This window comes from Paracoccus sp. (in: a-proteobacteria), from assembly GCF_039808215.1.
Classification (GTDB): domain Bacteria; phylum Pseudomonadota; class Alphaproteobacteria; order Rhodobacterales; family Rhodobacteraceae; genus Paracoccus.
In genome coordinates this window covers 78,892-94,430 of the sequence record NZ_JBDHSP010000008.1, presented here as the reverse complement: position 1 = coordinate 94,430, position 15,539 = coordinate 78,892, and the positions used below count along the sequence as shown (strand labels likewise).

Genomic DNA, 15,539 nt, shown 5'->3' with positions numbered 1-15,539 from the left:
ACGCCTCGCCGATCTCGTCGAAGGCGCAAGCATCGTGCAAAGCACGCCAGCATCAACTTGTGGGTAACTGCAAGGCCGGTTGCCCGCTTACTATTCAGGAAGTGAAAACCATCTCAACCCGTCAGAAAGCAGTGCGGCGGCCAGCCATGTGCCGCATCGCGGTCGTTCGCGCTTCCTCGGTGGTGCGTACCGGCCGGCGTGCGCGGGGCGGACCATGGCGCAGTTCTGCCCCGGATCAAAGGGCTGGTGGCGCTGTGCTGCTCCGCCCTTGGGCGGGGGCGAGGTTGTGGCCGGGCCTGGGACTTGATCGGGGTTGTGCCGGTCGGTTTGGCACGGTCCTGTTGCGACGTGTGCCGCGTTTCAGGCCAGGGTCACGCTGTCCCGGACATGACGGGGTCGGATTTCGCGAGGGCGTCGAAGCGCATCAGCGAGGCGACAAGCGCGGCCATCTGCGGCAACGCGATCATGTTCGGCCCGTCCGAGGGTGCGTTGTCGGGATCCTCATGCGTCTCGATGAAGACACCGGCCACGCCAAGGGACACGGCGGCGCGGGCCATGACCGGGGCGAATTCGCGCTGCCCGCCGGATGAGCCGCCGAGCCCGCCAGGCTGCTGCACGGAATGCGTCGCGTCCATGATCACCGGCCAGCCGGTGCGGGCCATGATCGGCAGGCTGCGCATGTCGGCCACCAGCGCATTATAACCGAAACTGGCGCCGCGTTCGGTCAGCATGATCCGGTCGTTGCCGGTCGAGGCGATCTTGTCGGCGACATTGGGCATGTCCCAGGGCGCGAGAAACTGGCCCTTCTTGACGTTGACCGCGGCCCCGGTCTCGCCTGCCGCCAACAGAAGGTCGGTCTGGCGCGAGAGAAAGGCCGGAATCTGGATCACGTCCACCACCGCGCCCGCCGCCCGCGCCTGGGCGATATCGTGGACATCGGTCAGCACCGGGCAGCCGATCTGGCGGCGCACCTCCTCGAGCATGCGCAGCCCCTCGTCGATGCCGATGCCGCGGCGCCCCTTCAGTGAGGTGCGGTTGGCCTTGTCATAGCTGGCCTTGAAGACGAAACCCGCACCGGTCCCGGCGCAGACGCGCGCCAGTTCCGCGGCGATGCTCAGCGCGTGGTCCAGGGTTTCCAGCTGGCAGGGACCTGCGATCAGTACCAGCGGCAGGTCGTTGCCGAAGGTGACGTTGCGGACGGAGACATGTTTCATGACGACACCTGTTCGCGCAGGATCGAGGCGGTCAGCGACAGCATGAGATAGATGCCGGAAAAGACCAGGAAGGCCACGATCGTGTTCTGGAGAGCCTTGGGATAGGTTGCCTCATCCGGCGGCACCGGCGCAACCGAAAGCGAGAGATAGCGCACCTGCTTGTTGGCTTCGACGCGCGCGTTCTCCATCTGCGCGGCAGCGGCGGCCAGCAGTTCCTGCCGGGTCAGGAGGTCGGATTCGGCGATGCGGATCTCACCCGAAATGGTGGCAAGCGAGCCGCGGGCGGCATTGCCCTCGGTCAGCTGGCTGCGGGTCTTGAGCAGCATGTCCTCAAGCCGGCCGATGTCGCCCTTGACGCCGGCGACGCGGCTTTGGTTAGGGCGGGCATTCGCCTGCAACTGGCCGAGTTCAAGCTTTTTTGCCGCCAGCTGCCGCTCAAGCTCGGCGATCTGGCCCATGATGACGCTGCCCTCGGCCACCGGGTCAAGCACGCCCAGCTTCTGCTGCAGGTCCTGGACGCGCCGCTGCGCCTGCAGCACCTTGGCCTCGGCGTCCTGATAGCTTTCGACGGCGCCCTTCATCTGGTCCTCGCGCAGGCGGGCGGTCATCTGGTCGACCTGACCCTCGGCATATTCGATCAGCGCCAGCGAGAATTTCTGGCTCAGCTCCGGATCCGGAGCGATGACCTCCATGTTGAGCACACCCTCGGTCGGATCATAGCCGATCTTGACCGAATTCTGGTAAAGCTTGTAGGTCTGCTCATTCGTCGCGCCCTCGGCGAGGCGCAGAATCGGGTCGATGCCGGGCTGCTGGAACGGTGCCCTGAAGCCCAGATCCTTGTCGAGCCGCAGCATGGCATCGCGCGAGGTCAGGTAGCTTTGCACCGAGACCGAGTCGGTATTGGTGGCAAGCTGGGTGCCGCTGAACAGCCCACCCAGACTGGCCGAGCCCGACTTGTCGGCCTGCTGGATCTGGAACTGCGAATAGGTCGCGTAAAGCGGTGTCGCGACAAAGAAATAGTAATAGCCCGCGATCAGCGTCGGCAGGCCGACGAAGGCCAGGATGCGAAGAAACAGCATCACCAGCTTGCGGCGGCGGCGGCGGGCGATGTCCTGCTGGATGAGGATGATCTCGGCGGCGCGGCGATCCTCGGTCAGCGCCTCGCGCGAGGGAAGGCGCGTCGCCTCGGGGGCAAGCGGCACGATCTCGCTGCCGCGGGCGCCGTTGCGGTTCTTGCGCATCGGCACCGGCATGGTCGTCGTGGCTGGCGTGTTGGCGGCCTGCGATCTGGCGGCCTCCTCGGACAGGATCTGGCCGACGGCGGCGCGGTGGAACGGGTCGATGCCGCGGTCGCGCAGGGCGATGACCGCCTCGTAATCCGTCTCGACGACAATCTCGTGCATGGCGGCGATGCGGCGCGCCATGCGCAGCTGCCGGTCGGTCAGGTTTTCCGCCCGCACGGCAGCGATACGTTCGTCCGCAGTGGGCGGGGCGTCGCTGGCCACCGGTGCCGCGTCGGGAAAGCGCATGTCGCCAAACCCGTCCTCGGTCGCGGCGAAAAGCTGCGCGGGATCGAGCGAGGGCTGCAGTGCGGCCCCCTTCTGCAGCGAAACCTGCACATTGCGCGCGGTTTCGGCGGCAGGGGCGTCCCGGTCCACCGCCAGGACCGATTCCTCGCGGCTGATGCGAAAGGCGCGGGCCTTAGGTGGTGTAGTCATAATATTGCTTCGCCTCTTCGAGGGTTTCAAACTGATAAAGCTTGCCGTCGCGCAGCACGGCGGCCGAATTGCAGAATTTTTCGATGGTCTGGGCCTGGTGCGAGACCACGACCACGGTGGCCGAGCGCAACCGGTCGTAAAGCACCGCGCCGGCCTTGCGGTTGAATTCGGCATCCGTGGTCATCGGCATGCCCTCGTCGATCAGGTAAATATCGAATTCAAGCGCCAGCATCAGCGAGAAGGTGAAGCGCGCGCGCATGCCGGCGCTGTAGGTCCCGACCGGCATGTCGAAATATTCGTCGATGTCGGTCAGCCAGCGGCAGAACGCCTCGACATAATCGGGGTCCAGCCCGTAGATGCGGGCGATGAAACGCGCGTTTTCATTGGCGCTCAGCGTGGGCGTGACCCCGCCCATGAAGCCGAGCGGAAACGAGACCCGGCAATCGCTGCGCACCGTGCCCTCGTCGGGTTTTTCCAGCCCGCACATCATGTTGATGATCGTGGTCTTGCCGGTGCCGTTCGGCGCCAGGATGCCGACCGAGCGGCCAAGCTCGATCCGGAAGGAGGCGCGGTCAAGGATCACCTTGCGCTGCGTTCCGGTCCAGAACGATTTTGAAACGTCGTCGAATTCGATCACCTGACCGTCCTGATCCGCCATGCCCCCACGGGCCAAGATTGACCCGAGCCACCACGCCATGCGGTCGCGCCAGCAGGCGGGACAATATGCGCAGGGGCCGGTGCTGTCCACCTTGCGGGCAGAGTGCTGAGAATGGGTAAACGCGCGGGTCTTTTTTCTGCGGCATTGCATGCATATCTGCCGGTGATGGATCTGGTCGACGAAATCCGCGCCTGCAGGCTGTGCGCCGAACGCTTTGCCCGGACCGCCACGCGCCACAGCCCGCATCCGGTCGTCTGGTTCCGCCCGGGCGCGCGCATCCTGATCGGCAGCCAGGCGCCGGGGCTGCGCGTGCATCAGCTGGGCAAGCCCTTTGCCGACCGCTCGGGCGAGCGGTTGCGCGACTGGATGGGGGTGGACGAGGCGCAGTTCTATGATCTGTCGCGCATCGCCATCGTGCCCATGGCCTTCTGTTTTCCGGGCTATGACGCCAAGGGCGCGGACCTGCCGCCGCCGGCGATCTGCGCCCGGGTCTGGCGCCAGCGGGTGATGGCACAGCTGCGGCCGCGGCTGACGCTGCTGGTCGGCGGCCACGCGCAGCGCTGGCATCTGGGCGAGGCGGCGAGGGGCGGCGTGACCGCCACGGTCGCGGCGTGGCGCATGCACGCACCCGCGATCTTTCCCTTGCCTCATCCGTCCTGGCGCAATACCGGCTGGCTCAGGCGCAACCCGTGGTTCGAGGCCGAACTGCTGCCGGCCCTGCGCCAGACCGTGGCTGAACGATTGAAAGACCCCGATGACCCCGCTGGATAAGCTTTGCCAGATCCCGTTTCACCAGGCCGACGATTCGGCGCGCACGCGCATCCTGTCGCGGCTGGCCGATACCGAACTGTTCGTGGCCCTGGTCCGCGAGCCGGCCGATGACCTGATCGAGTTGCAGGGCTTTGACCTGCCCGAGGGCCGTTTCGCCCTGGCCTGCGACCGCGAGGACCGGCTTGCCGGCTTTCTGGGCACGGCGGTCGCCCATGTCGCGATGCCGGGCCGGGTTCTGGCGCGCACTCTGGCCCAGGCGGGGCAGGGGCTGCTGGTCAATCCCGGCCAGCCCTCGGAACTGATGCTGGACGCGGATGTGCTGGCCTGGCTGGTCAAGGCGCTTGAGGCGCGCCCGGGCATGGCGCCGGCCGAACAGGCGCGGCGCCTCACGGCCCCTTCGCCCGAGGCGGTCGCCATCCTGGCCGAGCCCCTGGCGCAGCGCCTGGGCGACATGGCGGGCCTCGTCACGCTGGCCATGCTGGTCGCGGCCGAGTGGCAGGACGGCCGGCACGGCCACGCACTGATCCTGCGCGGCGTCGAACCCGAACATGAGGCCCGACTGGCCAAGGCGATGGCGGAACTGCTGGCCTTCCTGCCCGAGATCCCCGGCGGCGTCGACATCGGCTTCTCGGCAATCGAGGGCCCAAATGGCGCACTGCTGCTGGAGCCGCCGCCGCCGGCGCCAGAACCCGAGCCGGTCCGGCGCGACCCCTCGGCACCGCCGCGGCTGCGATAGGCGCCGGACAAGTGAAAACCCGCCCCGAAGGGCGGGCTCTCGCACGATCACGGCTTGTTGAAACCGCGTGATTCAGGCGCCCCAGTGGCGGATCGGGCCACAGTCCATATGGACGAAGTTCGAGCGCGAATACTTGCCGACCCCGCCCGCCTGGCAGGCGGAAGCGGCCTTGTACATCTGCGAGACCGAGCGCGACTTGAGGCGCATGTCCGCAGCCTTGCCCACCATGTGCAGCGAGTTGCGCGCCACACCCGAGGACCGCGAACGCAGCATGGCGTTGGTCTTGGGCGAGCGATAGCCCGACAGCATCATGAAAGGTTCCTTGGTCTGCAGCAGCCTGTGCGAGGCTGCGGCGATGTCAATCGTGCGCGGATCGATCCCGACCGCCTGGCCGGTTCGCCAATCGCGCATGAACACGTTGATTTCGTTCAGGGCGTCGCGAATGTACTTGCCTTCGACCCAGTAGACCGTGTCGATGCTTTCGCCCGTGCGCCCCGAATACATGCGGATGCGGCGGATGTCGCCGGCGCCCCGCAAAAGACCGAAGGCATTGGCCATAACCGGCGCGGCTGCCACTGTCGTCGCCGCGAAGACACCGAGGATGCCCCGACGCGAGAAAGTTTCAAACGTCATGTCAGATCGCCTGTCCTGCTTTCGTTGTCTGCCGCCCGTTGAAGCGGCGCGCCCCGGTTTAGCCGAAGCTGCTTAAGAATATGTCACCAGCCCGCGAGCGGAGGAAAGCATTTGATTCCGCGCAAAGCGGACATTCGCCATGTTAGGCGAGATTCCGCCGATTGACTCGGGGTTTCGGAACCCAACCCAAGGTTTTTTCGCCGGCGTGTTGGCGCTGCATCACCTGGCGGGGAAAGAATCAGTGGCCGCTGGACCGGATTTCTCCGGGATGCGATGATTTGTCGGGACTTTCGAAGGAACGATCGGGTGTATTTCTTAAAGATGATTCGCGCTGTGGTTGCGGTGTGCGCACTGTTGCCGACGCCGGGCGCGGTTGCGCAGGCCCTGGACGCCGCCCCGATCGCCGCGCTGCCGGCGCCGCGCCTGGTGTTCTCGGCGCCCGAGATGGAGCTTGCGCGCGAGATCGCGGGCGACCCGGGGCTGGCGGATTTCTATGGCAGCAACGGGCTGAAGCCGATCTTTCAGGGCGCCGAAGGCGCAACGCGGCGCCGGGCGCTGATCGCGGCGGTGGGGCAGGCGGCCTCGCACGGGCTGCCGGCGGCACGCTACCGGGCGGGCACACTTGAGCAACTGGACCGCAGCGGCGTCGACACCACCGGCGAGGAACTGCGCTTTGCCAGGGTTCTGGCCGACTGGAGCCATGACATCACCGGCGGCATCCTCGATCCCCGCAAGGTCGAGGCCGGCATCAAGCGCGAGGTGCAGCGGCCGCGCACCGGCGATCTGATGCGCGATTTTGCCGGCGCGGCGGATCCGGCGGCGATGCTGGCCGGGCTGCCGTCGCAGGATCCCCGTTATGAGGCGCTGCGCCAGGCGCTGGCGGCGCAGTCGCGCCTGGCGGCGCCCGCCGGACTGCCCGCGGTGCCCGAGGGGCTGTGGCGCGAGGGGGATGCCGATCCGTCCATCGCCGCCCTGCGCCTGCGCCTGGCCGCCATCGGCTTTGCCGCGCCGCCGACCGGCAGCCCGCTGGCATTTGACGCGCCGCTGGCGGCGGCGGTGGCGGCATTTCAGCAGGCGGCGGGTCTGCCGGCGGACGGGGTTGCCGGGCCGCGCACCCTGGCCCGCCTCAACCGTGGCCGCGGCCCCGAGTCCGACGCGATCCTCGTCGCGCTCGAGCGCATGCGCTGGATGCGCGGTCATGACCTGCAGGCGCGCCATGTCTGGGTCAACCTGCCGGCCTTCAGCGCCAGCATCCACGAGAACGGGCGCGAGCTGTTCCAGACCCGCACCGTCATCGGCAAGGCCAACCAGGAATTCGAGACCCCCGAGTTCAGCGAACAGATGCGCCATATCGTGGTCAATCCGCGCTGGAACGTGCCGCGCTCGATCACCGTCAAGGAATATCTGCCGCGGCTGCAGGCCAATGCCAATGCGGTCGGGCATCTGGACGTGGTGGACGGCGCCGGCAATGTGATCCCGCGCAGCCGCATCGATTTTCGCCGCTACTCGGCCGGCAACTTTCCCTTTCGCATGCGTCAGAAGCCCAGCGACGACAATGCGCTGGGCGTGGTCAAGTTCTTGTTCCCGAACCCCTGGAACATCTATCTGCACGATACGCCCACCAAGCATCTGTTCAGCCAGTCCCGCCGCGCCTATTCGCATGGCTGCATCCGCATCGGCCGGCCGGTCGATCTGGCGCATGAGTTGCTGCGCGGCCAGGTGGCCGATCCCGACGCGACATTCGCCCGGGCGCTGAAGTCCGGGCGCGAGACCTATCTGAACCTGCGCCCGACGCTGCCGGTGCATCTGGTCTATTTCACCGCTTTCCCGGACGAAGACGGAAACATCCAGAGATTTCCCGACATCTATGGCCGCGATGCCCTGGTCCATGCGGCGCTGGTCAAGGCCGGACTGGATTCTGCCGGCGCAGATGAATAGATGATGCCCCAGTGAAGGGGAGTCGCATGACACTGACCATCGCCGAACTGGCCCGCGCCCTGGATGCCCGCCTCTGGGGCGACGGCAGCCTGACCGTCAGCGGTGCTGCCGAGGCCGGACATGCGCTGGACGGGCAGATCGCGCTGGCGACCACGGCGGCTTATCTCGAACGCCTGACACCAGGCGGCATGGCGCTGCTGGCCGAGGGCGTCGACCCCGAGGCGCTCGGCCTGCGCGCCGCCATTCTGGTCGGGCGGCCGCGGCTGGCCATGGCGGCGCTGACGCGCGCCTTCGATCCCGGCCCCGACATTGCGCCCGGCATCCACGCAACCGCCATCGTCGATCCCAGCGCCGAACTGGCCGCGGATGCCGCCGTCGGGCCCTTCGTGGTCATCGGCGCGCGGGTGCGGATCGGGGCGGGGGCGCGCATCGCCGCGCATGTCTCGATCGGGGCGGATACGGTGATCGGCCGGGATGTGCTGTTGCACCCCGGCGTGCGCATCGCCCATGCGGTCAGCATCGGCGACCGGGTGATCCTGCATCCCGGCGTCTCGATCGGCGCGGACGGCTTTTCCTTTGTCACCCCCGAGAAATCCGGCGTCGAGGAGATCCGCCACACCCTGGGCGGGCGCCAGCAGATCCGGCAGCAGCACTGGCTGCGCATCCATTCGCTGGGCGGGGTCGAGATCGGCGACGATGTCGAGGTCGGCGCCAATTCGACCATCGACCGCGGCACCGTCCGCGCCACCCGCATCGGCCGCGGCACCAAGATCGACAACCTCGTGCAGATCGGCCACAACTGCGTCGTCGGCGAGGATTGCATGCTGTGCGGCCTGGTCGGCATCGCAGGCTCGGCCCGCATCGGCAACCGCGTCGTGCTGGGCGGGCAAGTGGGCGTGTCGGACAATATCTTCGTCGGCGACGACGTGATCGCCGGCGGCGCCACCAAGATCTTTACCAATGCGCCGGCCGGCCGCGTGCTGCTGGGCAGCCCCGCGGTCCGGATGGAGACCCAGGTCGAGGCGCAGAAGAACATCCGCCGCCTGCCGCGGCTTTATGCGCAGGTGGCAGAGCTTCGCGAAACCGTCAAGAAGCTGATCGACAAGGGCGAACCGGGCTGAGCCCCGGCAGGACCGCCCGAAACAGGCTGAACGGAGGCCGAGATGACAGATATCCGCGAACGCATCGTGCAGATCATCGCCGAACAGGCGATGCTCGACCCGGGCGAGCTGAAACCCGAAATGTCGCCGCAGGAGATCGGCATCGACAGCCTTGGCCTGGTCGAGTCGATCTTTGCCATCGAGGAGGAATTCGACATCTCGGTTCCCTTCAACGCCAATGAGCCCGAGAAATCGGATTTCGATGTCTCGAGCCTTGGGGCGATCATCGCCGCGGTCGAGAAGCTGGTCGCCGAAAAGGTATGAGCGGTCGCGGATCCGAGGGCGAGGCCGCGCCCGGGCCGGGGCGCAAGACCGCCAAGGTCAAGGGCAAGGTCAGGAACGCCACCAAGCTGGCGCGCGCCATGTTGGGCCGCGTGATCATGGGCCGGCACGCCAATGGCATGCGCCGGGTGGCGATCACCGGCATGGGCACGGTGAACGCGCTGGGCCGCGACGTGCCCGCGACCTTCGAGGCCATGCGCGAGGGCCGCTGCGGCATCGGGCCGCTGGAGTTTCGCGACGTGGACCGGCTCTCGATCCGCATCGGCGGCCAGGTGCGCGACTGGGATCCGGAGGCCTATTTCAACCGCCAGCAGATCGTCCTCTATGACAAGTTCACCCAGTTCACGCTGTTGGCCGCCGCCGAGGCGGTGGAGCAGTCCGGGCTGGTCTTCGAGGGCGAGCTGGGCCTGCGCTCGGGCGTGGTGCTGGGCACCGCGGCGGGCGGCATGAACACCTGGGACGAGAATTACCGCACCGTCTACGAGGAGGGGAAGAACCGCGTCCATCCCTTTGTCGTGCCCAAGCTGATGAACAATGCCGCCGCCTCGCATCTGAGCCTGGAATACGGGCTGATGGGGCCAAGCTTTACCGTGGCGACCGCCTGCGCCAGTTCCAACCACGCCATGGGCATGGCCTTCAACATGGTGCGTTCGGGCGCGGCGACGGTGATGCTGACCGGCGGTTCCGAGGCGATGCTGTGCTTTGGCGGCGTCAAGGCTTGGGAGGGGTTGCGCGTGATGTCCAGGGACGGCTGCCGCCCGTTCTCGGCCACGCGCAACGGCATGGTGCAGGGCGAGGGCGCCGGCGTCTTCGTCTTCGAGGACTGGGAACATGCGGCGGCGCGCGGCGCCGACATCCTGGCCGAGGTGGTCGGGTTCTGCATGACCGCCGATGCCCAGGACATCGTCATGCCCTCGGCCATTGGCGCCGAACGCACCATTACCGGCGCCATGCTGGACGCGCATATGCGTCCCGACGAGGTGGGCTATATCAATGCGCATGGCACCGGCACCGCTGCCAATGACAAGACGGAATGCGCCGCCGTCGCCCATGCCTTCGGCCAGCATGCCGACCGGCTGATGATTTCCTCGACCAAGTCCATGCACGGCCATCTGATCGGCGGCACCGGCGCGGTCGAGTTGCTGGCCTGCATCATGGCGTTGCGCGATGGCGTCATCGCGCCCACCATCGGCTATGAGGAGCCGGATCCGGAATGCGCGCTGGACGTGGTGCCCAACGAGGCGCGCGAGGCACGCGTCGAGGCGGTGCTGTCCAATGCCTTCGCCTTTGGCGGGCTGAATGCGGTCATCGCGCTGCGCAAGGCGTGACGGAACCGCGCTGGCGGGGCTTTTCTCGGCCGGCGCAATGGCCTATCTGCGTGGGAAAGCGGCAAGGAAGGCAAGATGGCCAGGATCACCTATATCGAGCATAACGGCACCGTCCACGAGATCGACGTGAAACCCGGCATGACCGTGATGGAGGGCGCGCGCGACAATGGCGTTCCCGGCATCGACGCCGATTGCGGCGGCGCCTGCGCCTGTTCAACCTGCCATGTCTATGTCGCCTCGGAATGGGTAGACCGGCTGCCGCCGCGCGACCCGATGGAGGAGGACATGCTGGATTTCGCCTGGCAGCCCGACCCCGAGCGTTCGCGCCTGACCTGCCAGATCAAGGTCACGCCGGAACTGGACGGGCTGGTGGTCAACCTGCCCGAACGCCAGATCTGACCTGGTGCCCGGCGGGGCCGGGCTCAGGCGACCTGCTGGGGGCAGGCGCGGTTCGCCCTGACCAGGTTCTGCATGAACTGGACAAAGATCCGCTCGGCCAGTTCGGCGGTCGGGCGTGTGTCTCCGTCGAACCACGGGTCGGTATTGCGGGTCAGGAACATCATGTTCCCGCCCTTGGTCAGGCAATGCAGCATCATCATCGTGATCTCGATGTCCATGTCCGGCGCAAGGATGCCGCGGGCCTGGGCCTCGGCGAACTTGCGGTGATACAGATCGCGCATCGAGGTTGTATAGCGGTGCAGGGTGCTGTCCGGCTCGATCTGGCCGTTCAGCGCGGTGACCAGCAGCCGAAACAGGCCGGGATTGTCCTGCGCCCAGATCACATAGCTGTGCGCGATGGAATGCAACTGCGTGATCGGGTCGTCCGAAGGCGAGGCGATCACCCCGGCGCGCAGCGAATCGTTCAGAAGCGTCACCGCCTGATAGATCATCGCCTCATGCAGGGCAGCTTTCGTGCCGAACAGCGCCCGGATGTCCTTTTCGGCGATGCCGGTCACTGCGGCGATATCGGCAATTTCCTCGGGAAACTGTCCGGTTTCGTCCAGGGTCTTCTGGACGGAAAAGATCACGGTCTGATAAACGCTGCCGCCGCCTGACATCCAACGCTCCAAGATGCAATAAGCGCAATCTAGCAGACTTCCGCTGCCGCGAAAGCCCGCAATCCGGAAGGATCGAGAATAAAGAGCTTAGTTGTCGCCGCGGGACTGGCGCTTGCGCTCATGCGGGTCGAGATAGCGCTTGCGCAGGCGGATGCTTTTTGGAGTGACCTCGACCAGCTCGTCGTCGTCGATATAGGCGATGGCCTCTTCCAGCGACATGCGGATCGGCGGTGTCAGGCGCACGGCCTCATCCGTACCCGAAGCGCGGACGTTGGTCAGTTTCTTGCCCTTCAGCGGGTTCACCTCAAGGTCGTTGTCGCGCGAATGCTCGCCGATGACCATGCCCTGATAGACCTGCTCCTGCGCGCCGATGAACATCTTGCCGCGTTCCTCGAGGTTCCACAGCGCGTAGGCCACCGATACCCCGTCCTCGATCGAGATGAGCACGCCCTGGCGCCGGCCCTGGATCGCGCCCTTGTAGGGCGCCCAGCCGTGAAAGATGCGGTTCAGGACGCCGTTTCCGCGCGTGTCGGTCATGAATTCGCCGTGATAGCCGATCAGCCCGCGCGAGGGGACATGGGCGATGATGCGCGTCTTGCCATGGCCGGCGGGGCGCATGTCCACCAGTTCCCCCTTGCGGTCGCCGGTCAGCTTTTCGATCACCACGCCGGTGAAATCGTCATCGACATCGATGATGACCTCCTCGACCGGCTCCAGCCGCTCGCCGTTCTCCTCGCGGAAGATCACCCGCGGGCGCGAGATCGACAGTTCGAACCCCTCGCGGCGCATGTTCTCGATCAGAACGCCCATCTGCAGTTCGCCCCGGCCAGAGACCACGAAGGCGTCGCCGCCGGGCGTGTCCTCGACCTTGATCGCGACATTGGTCTCGGCCTCTTTCAGCAGGCGCTCGCGGATCACGCGCGACTGCACCTTGTTGCCGTCGCGCCCGGCCAGCGGGCTGTCGTTGATGCCGAAGGTGACGCTGATCGTCGGCGGGTCGATCGGCTGGGCGGGCAGGGCGGTGTCGACCTCGAGCGCGCAGAGCGTGTCGGCCACCGTGGCCTTGGACATGCCGGCAATGGTGACGATGTCGCCCGCCACCGCCTCGTCGATGGGCGCTTGCGTCAGCCCGCGGAAGGCCAGCACCTTGGAGATGCGGAACTGCTCGACCCGCTCGCCGTCGCGCGACAGCGCCTTGATGGTGTCGCCGGCCCGGGCGCGGCCGGCCTCGACCCGGCCGGTCAGGATGCGGCCGATGAACGGGTCCGCGCCCAGCGTGGTGGCCAGCATCTGGAAGGGCTGGTCCTGGCGCGCGCTTTGCTTCGGGCGCTCGACATGGCGCAGCACCAGGTTGAACAGCGCCGACATGTCCTTGCGCGGGCCGTCCAGGGTCTCGTCGGCCCAGCCGCCGATGCCCGAGGCGTAGAGGTGCGGGAAATCCAGCTGCTCGTCGCTGGCGCCCAGGTTGGCGAACAGATCAAAGACCTCGTTCAGCGCGTTGTCGGGGTCGGCGGCGGGCTTGTCGACCTTGTTCAGCACCACGATGGGACGCAGCCCCAGAGCCAGGGCCTTGGAGGTGACGAATTTTGTCTGCGGCATCGGACCTTCGGCGGCATCGACCAGCAGGCAGACGCCGTCCACCATGTTCAGGATGCGCTCGACCTCGCCGCCGAAATCGGCGTGGCCGGGGGTGTCGACGATATTGATGCGCGTGCCCTGCCATTCGACCGAGGTCGCCTTGGCAAGGATGGTGATGCCGCGCTCGCGTTCGATGTCGTTGCTGTCCATCACCCGCTCGGCCACGGACTGGTTCTCGCGAAAGCTTCCCGACTGCTTCAGAAGCTGGTCGACCAGCGTGGTCTTGCCGTGGTCGACGTGGGCGATGATCGCGATGTTGCGGATTTCCATGGGCGGGCCTTTATCAGAAGTCGCGCCCCCGGTAACGCAGAGGCGCGCAAAACGCCAGCGTCAATCGCGCGCGTTCAGCGCAAACCCAGCAGACCAAGGATGAACAGCACGACGACAACCAGGCCGACAAGGTAGATGATCGTGTTCATTGGCCCCCCTTGGCCGGGCTAGTCCGCGCCGTTGGCCAGGGCCTCGATCAGGGCGCGGATGCCGGACAGATCGTAGCCCGCCTTCGCGGCGGTTGCCAGCAGGTTTTCCGTCGGCTCCTGCCCGGCGCGGGTCAGCGCCCAAAGCACGGCCGAGCGGTTGCCCGATCGGCAATAGGCCACCTTGGGACCGGGGGCCGACAGGGCCTGGGCCTGGGCGGAAATCATCTCGGGGGTGATCTGGCCCGGGATGAAGGGGTTGAAGTGATAGCTCAGCCCGGCGGCCTCGGCGGCGGCGCGCATCGCGGCGTGATCCTCGTCCGGGCCGACCTCGGCATCGGGGCGGTTGTTGATCAGCACACGAAAACCCGCCTCGGCCAGTGCCGGCAGGTCCTCGGGCAGGATCTGGGGGGCGACGGCAAGGTCCGGGGTCAGTTGGCGCAGGTCCATGAGGGCTCCATCGGCTTTGCGCCCGCCGGGGCGCGCTGAAGGGACGGTTCATCGCGAATTGCCCCGCTGTCAAGGGCTGCGGCGGCGCGCGTTCAGCCGCTCATGCCGGCGTCCTCGACCAGGGCGGGAAGCTGGGCGAAATCGTCGAAGGCGGCGCGGTGCGGCAGATCCTCGACCGGGGACTTGCGATAGCCGCGGGTGAACAGCAGGAACGGCACCGCCGCATTGGCGGCGCATTCCGCGTCGAATTCGCTGTCGCCGACATAGATGCCCCGCGGCTGGCGCGGATCGGCGCCAAGCCCGGCCAGCGCCGCGCGCAGCGGTGCCGGATCGGGCTTGCGCTGCGGCAGCGAGTCGCCCGCGACCACGGTCCGGAACAGGCCGGCGATGCCCATATGCGCCAGCACGGCGCGCGTGGGGGCAAGCGGCTTGTTGGTGCAGATGCCCAGCGGATAGCCGCGGTCCGCCAGGACGCCAAGGGTCTCGGTCACATGCGGATAAAGCCGGGTCAGGCCGGTGGCGTGGTGGTAGCGGGTCATGAACGAGGCCACGAGGTCGCGATGCGAGTCGACCGGCAGGCCCAGCGCGGCGATCACCCGGCGCCACAGCATGTCGACGCCGCCGCCGACAAAGCCGCGCACCTGGTCCAGCGACAGCGCCGGGGCCTGGTGCAGGCGCAGCACGGCATTCACGCAGGCATGGATGTCGGGCACGCTGTCGACCAGCGTGCCGTCCAGATCAAAGACCACCGGCGGCGGGGCAAAGCAGACGGCCATCAGGATTTCCACTTGATCGAGCAGCCGATGGAGGCAGTCTGCTCGCGCGGGCCGTGGCCGGTTTCGGCGATCTGCAGCATGGCCTCGAAAAGCTCGCGCCTTGTGCCCTCCGGCGCGGCGCTGCGCCCCGAGGCATCGAGGCGGCCCCGGTATTGCAACTCCAGCCCTGCATTGTAGCCGAAGAAATCCGGCGTGCATTCTGCGCCATAGGCCCGCGCGACGGCCTGGCTCTCGTCGTAGAGATAGGGAAAGGTGAAGCCGTGCCGCCGCGCCTCGGCCTTCATCAGCTCCGGCGCGTCCTGCGGATATTGCACGGCGTCATTGGCCGAGATCGCGACGACGCCGATGCCATGCGCCTGCAGTTCTGCGGCATCGCGCCGGATGCGGTCGATGACGGCCTGCACATAGGGACAGTGGTTGCAGATGAACATGACCAGCACGCCCGCGGTGCCGGTGACATCGGCAAGCGAGAACAGCTTTCCGTCGGGGTCCGGCAGAGTGAAATCCGGTGCCCTGGCGCCAAAATCGCAGACCGGAGGACGAACCGCCATGACGTTTCCTTTCGATAGCGAACCATGCGCAAGGTAGACCTGCCGCGACCCGGCATTCAAGGCCATGCCTCGGATCGCGCATATATACTGATGATTACATAATTCGCATTATTGGAATATCAGATGCCCTGCGCAGCTGTGCTCCGACCACGACGAACGGGTCTTGTATCGCCGCCTGAAAGCGCCAGATTGGACGCGAACAAAGGTGAAAC

At 66.8% G+C, this 15,539-nt stretch carries 16 protein-coding genes; 7 read left to right on the top strand and 9 right to left on the bottom strand.

Features of this window, described 5'->3' with window-relative positions; genetic code table 11:
* Nucleotides 1-371 precede the first annotated feature (371 nt).
* Genes kdsA through WMK75_RS05130 form a run of 3 tightly spaced genes read right to left on the bottom strand, consistent with a single transcriptional unit; the run spans nt 372 to nt 3,569 of the window.
* Complete coding sequence (gene kdsA, locus WMK75_RS05140) at nt 372-1,214, bottom strand: 3-deoxy-8-phosphooctulonate synthase (RefSeq protein ID WP_347266585.1); 843 nt, start codon at nt 1,212-1,214, stop codon at nt 372-374.
* Nucleotides 1,211-2,932 carry a capsule biosynthesis protein gene (locus WMK75_RS05135; protein ID WP_347266584.1) on the bottom strand — a complete coding sequence of 574 codons (1,722 nt, stop codon included), beginning with the start codon at nt 2,930-2,932 and terminating at the stop codon, nt 1,211-1,213. Before WMK75_RS05135 ends, kdsA begins: the two co-directional genes overlap by 4 nt.
* Nucleotides 2,916-3,569 (bottom strand): ATP-binding cassette domain-containing protein, encoded by a 654-nt coding sequence (locus tag WMK75_RS05130; RefSeq protein WP_347266583.1) that lies wholly within the window; start codon nt 3,567-3,569, stop codon nt 2,916-2,918. The genes WMK75_RS05135 and WMK75_RS05130 overlap by 17 nt, the downstream gene beginning before the upstream one ends.
* Before the next feature lie 186 nt (nt 3,570-3,755).
* Here WMK75_RS05130 and WMK75_RS05125 point away from each other — a divergent pair, with 186 nt between their 5' ends.
* Complete coding sequence (locus tag WMK75_RS05125) at nt 3,756-4,361, top strand: uracil-DNA glycosylase family protein (protein WP_347266582.1); 606 nt, start codon at nt 3,756-3,758, stop codon at nt 4,359-4,361.
* Nucleotides 4,345-5,097, top strand: a complete 753-nt coding sequence (locus WMK75_RS05120) for an SseB family protein (RefSeq protein WP_347266581.1) — start codon at nt 4,345-4,347, stop codon at nt 5,095-5,097. The genes WMK75_RS05125 and WMK75_RS05120 overlap by 17 nt, the downstream gene beginning before the upstream one ends.
* Before the next feature lie 72 nt (nt 5,098-5,169).
* Here the strand turns inward: WMK75_RS05120 and WMK75_RS05115 are convergent, their stop codons facing one another.
* Nucleotides 5,170-5,730: a DUF882 domain-containing protein gene (locus WMK75_RS05115; RefSeq protein ID WP_347266580.1), complete on the bottom strand. Its 561-nt coding sequence runs from the start codon at nt 5,728-5,730 to the stop codon at nt 5,170-5,172.
* 354 nt (nt 5,731-6,084) lie between these two features.
* Here WMK75_RS05115 and WMK75_RS05110 point away from each other — a divergent pair, with 354 nt between their 5' ends.
* From WMK75_RS05110 to WMK75_RS05090, 5 genes are all read left to right on the top strand, one after another.
* Complete coding sequence (locus tag WMK75_RS05110; protein ID WP_347266579.1) at nt 6,085-7,668, top strand: L,D-transpeptidase family protein; 1,584 nt, start codon at nt 6,085-6,087, stop codon at nt 7,666-7,668.
* A 26-nt stretch (nt 7,669-7,694) separates the two neighbouring features.
* Nucleotides 7,695-8,789 (top strand): UDP-3-O-(3-hydroxymyristoyl)glucosamine N-acyltransferase, encoded by a 1,095-nt coding sequence (lpxD, locus tag WMK75_RS05105; RefSeq protein ID WP_347266578.1) that lies wholly within the window; start codon nt 7,695-7,697, stop codon nt 8,787-8,789.
* A 42-nt stretch (nt 8,790-8,831) separates the two neighbouring features.
* A complete protein-coding gene (locus tag WMK75_RS05100) occupies nt 8,832-9,092 on the top strand; it encodes a phosphopantetheine-binding protein (protein ID WP_347266577.1) in 261 nt (86 codons plus the stop codon).
* Between the two features lie 137 nt (nt 9,093-9,229).
* Nucleotides 9,230-10,438 (top strand): beta-ketoacyl-[acyl-carrier-protein] synthase family protein, encoded by a 1,209-nt coding sequence (locus WMK75_RS05095; protein WP_347266588.1) that lies wholly within the window; start codon nt 9,230-9,232, stop codon nt 10,436-10,438.
* A 75-nt stretch (nt 10,439-10,513) separates the two neighbouring features.
* A complete protein-coding gene (locus WMK75_RS05090; protein WP_347266576.1) occupies nt 10,514-10,837 on the top strand; it encodes a 2Fe-2S iron-sulfur cluster-binding protein in 324 nt (107 codons plus the stop codon).
* A 23-nt stretch (nt 10,838-10,860) separates the two neighbouring features.
* Here the strand turns inward: WMK75_RS05090 and WMK75_RS05085 are convergent, their stop codons facing one another.
* From WMK75_RS05085 to WMK75_RS05065, 5 genes are all read right to left on the bottom strand, one after another.
* Nucleotides 10,861-11,496, bottom strand: coding sequence for a hypothetical protein (locus WMK75_RS05085; protein WP_347266575.1), 636 nt, complete (start codon nt 11,494-11,496; stop codon nt 10,861-10,863).
* An 87-nt stretch (nt 11,497-11,583) separates the two neighbouring features.
* Nucleotides 11,584-13,404 carry a translational GTPase TypA gene (gene typA, locus WMK75_RS05080; RefSeq protein ID WP_347266574.1) on the bottom strand — a complete coding sequence of 607 codons (1,821 nt, stop codon included), beginning with the start codon at nt 13,402-13,404 and terminating at the stop codon, nt 11,584-11,586.
* A 167-nt stretch (nt 13,405-13,571) separates the two neighbouring features.
* A complete protein-coding gene (locus WMK75_RS05075; RefSeq protein ID WP_347266573.1) occupies nt 13,572-14,000 on the bottom strand; it encodes a TIGR01244 family sulfur transferase in 429 nt (142 codons plus the stop codon).
* 92 nt (nt 14,001-14,092) lie between these two features.
* Nucleotides 14,093-14,776 carry a phosphoglycolate phosphatase gene (gene gph / locus WMK75_RS05070; RefSeq protein WP_347266572.1) on the bottom strand — a complete coding sequence of 228 codons (684 nt, stop codon included), beginning with the start codon at nt 14,774-14,776 and terminating at the stop codon, nt 14,093-14,095.
* Nucleotides 14,776-15,327 carry a thioredoxin family protein gene (locus WMK75_RS05065; RefSeq protein ID WP_347266571.1) on the bottom strand — a complete coding sequence of 184 codons (552 nt, stop codon included), beginning with the start codon at nt 15,325-15,327 and terminating at the stop codon, nt 14,776-14,778. Before WMK75_RS05065 ends, gph begins: the two co-directional genes overlap by 1 nt.
* Nucleotides 15,328-15,539 lie beyond the last annotated feature (212 nt).

Coding starts and splice junctions, on each gene's coding strand:
- kdsA (WP_347266585.1), bottom strand. CDS start 1,214: ATGAAACATGTCTCCGTCCGCAACGTCACCTTCGGCAACGACCTGCCG.
- WMK75_RS05135 (WP_347266584.1), bottom strand. CDS start 2,932: ATGACTACACCACCTAAGGCCCGCGCCTTTCGCATCAGCCGCGAGGAA.
- WMK75_RS05125 (WP_347266582.1), top strand. CDS start 3,756: ATGGATCTGGTCGACGAAATCCGCGCCTGCAGGCTGTGCGCCGAACGC.
- WMK75_RS05120 (WP_347266581.1), top strand. CDS start 4,345: ATGACCCCGCTGGATAAGCTTTGCCAGATCCCGTTTCACCAGGCCGAC.
- WMK75_RS05115 (WP_347266580.1), bottom strand. CDS start 5,730: ATGACGTTTGAAACTTTCTCGCGTCGGGGCATCCTCGGTGTCTTCGCG.
- lpxD (WP_347266578.1), top strand. CDS start 7,695: ATGACACTGACCATCGCCGAACTGGCCCGCGCCCTGGATGCCCGCCTC.
- WMK75_RS05100 (WP_347266577.1), top strand. CDS start 8,832: ATGACAGATATCCGCGAACGCATCGTGCAGATCATCGCCGAACAGGCG.
- WMK75_RS05095 (WP_347266588.1), top strand. CDS start 9,230: ATGCGCCGGGTGGCGATCACCGGCATGGGCACGGTGAACGCGCTGGGC.
- WMK75_RS05090 (WP_347266576.1), top strand. CDS start 10,514: ATGGCCAGGATCACCTATATCGAGCATAACGGCACCGTCCACGAGATC.
- WMK75_RS05085 (WP_347266575.1), bottom strand. CDS start 11,496: ATGTCAGGCGGCGGCAGCGTTTATCAGACCGTGATCTTTTCCGTCCAG.
- typA (WP_347266574.1), bottom strand. CDS start 13,404: ATGGAAATCCGCAACATCGCGATCATCGCCCACGTCGACCACGGCAAG.
- WMK75_RS05075 (WP_347266573.1), bottom strand. CDS start 14,000: ATGGACCTGCGCCAACTGACCCCGGACCTTGCCGTCGCCCCCCAGATC.
- gph (WP_347266572.1), bottom strand. CDS start 14,776: ATGGCCGTCTGCTTTGCCCCGCCGCCGGTGGTCTTTGATCTGGACGGC.
- WMK75_RS05065 (WP_347266571.1), bottom strand. CDS start 15,327: ATGGCGGTTCGTCCTCCGGTCTGCGATTTTGGCGCCAGGGCACCGGAT.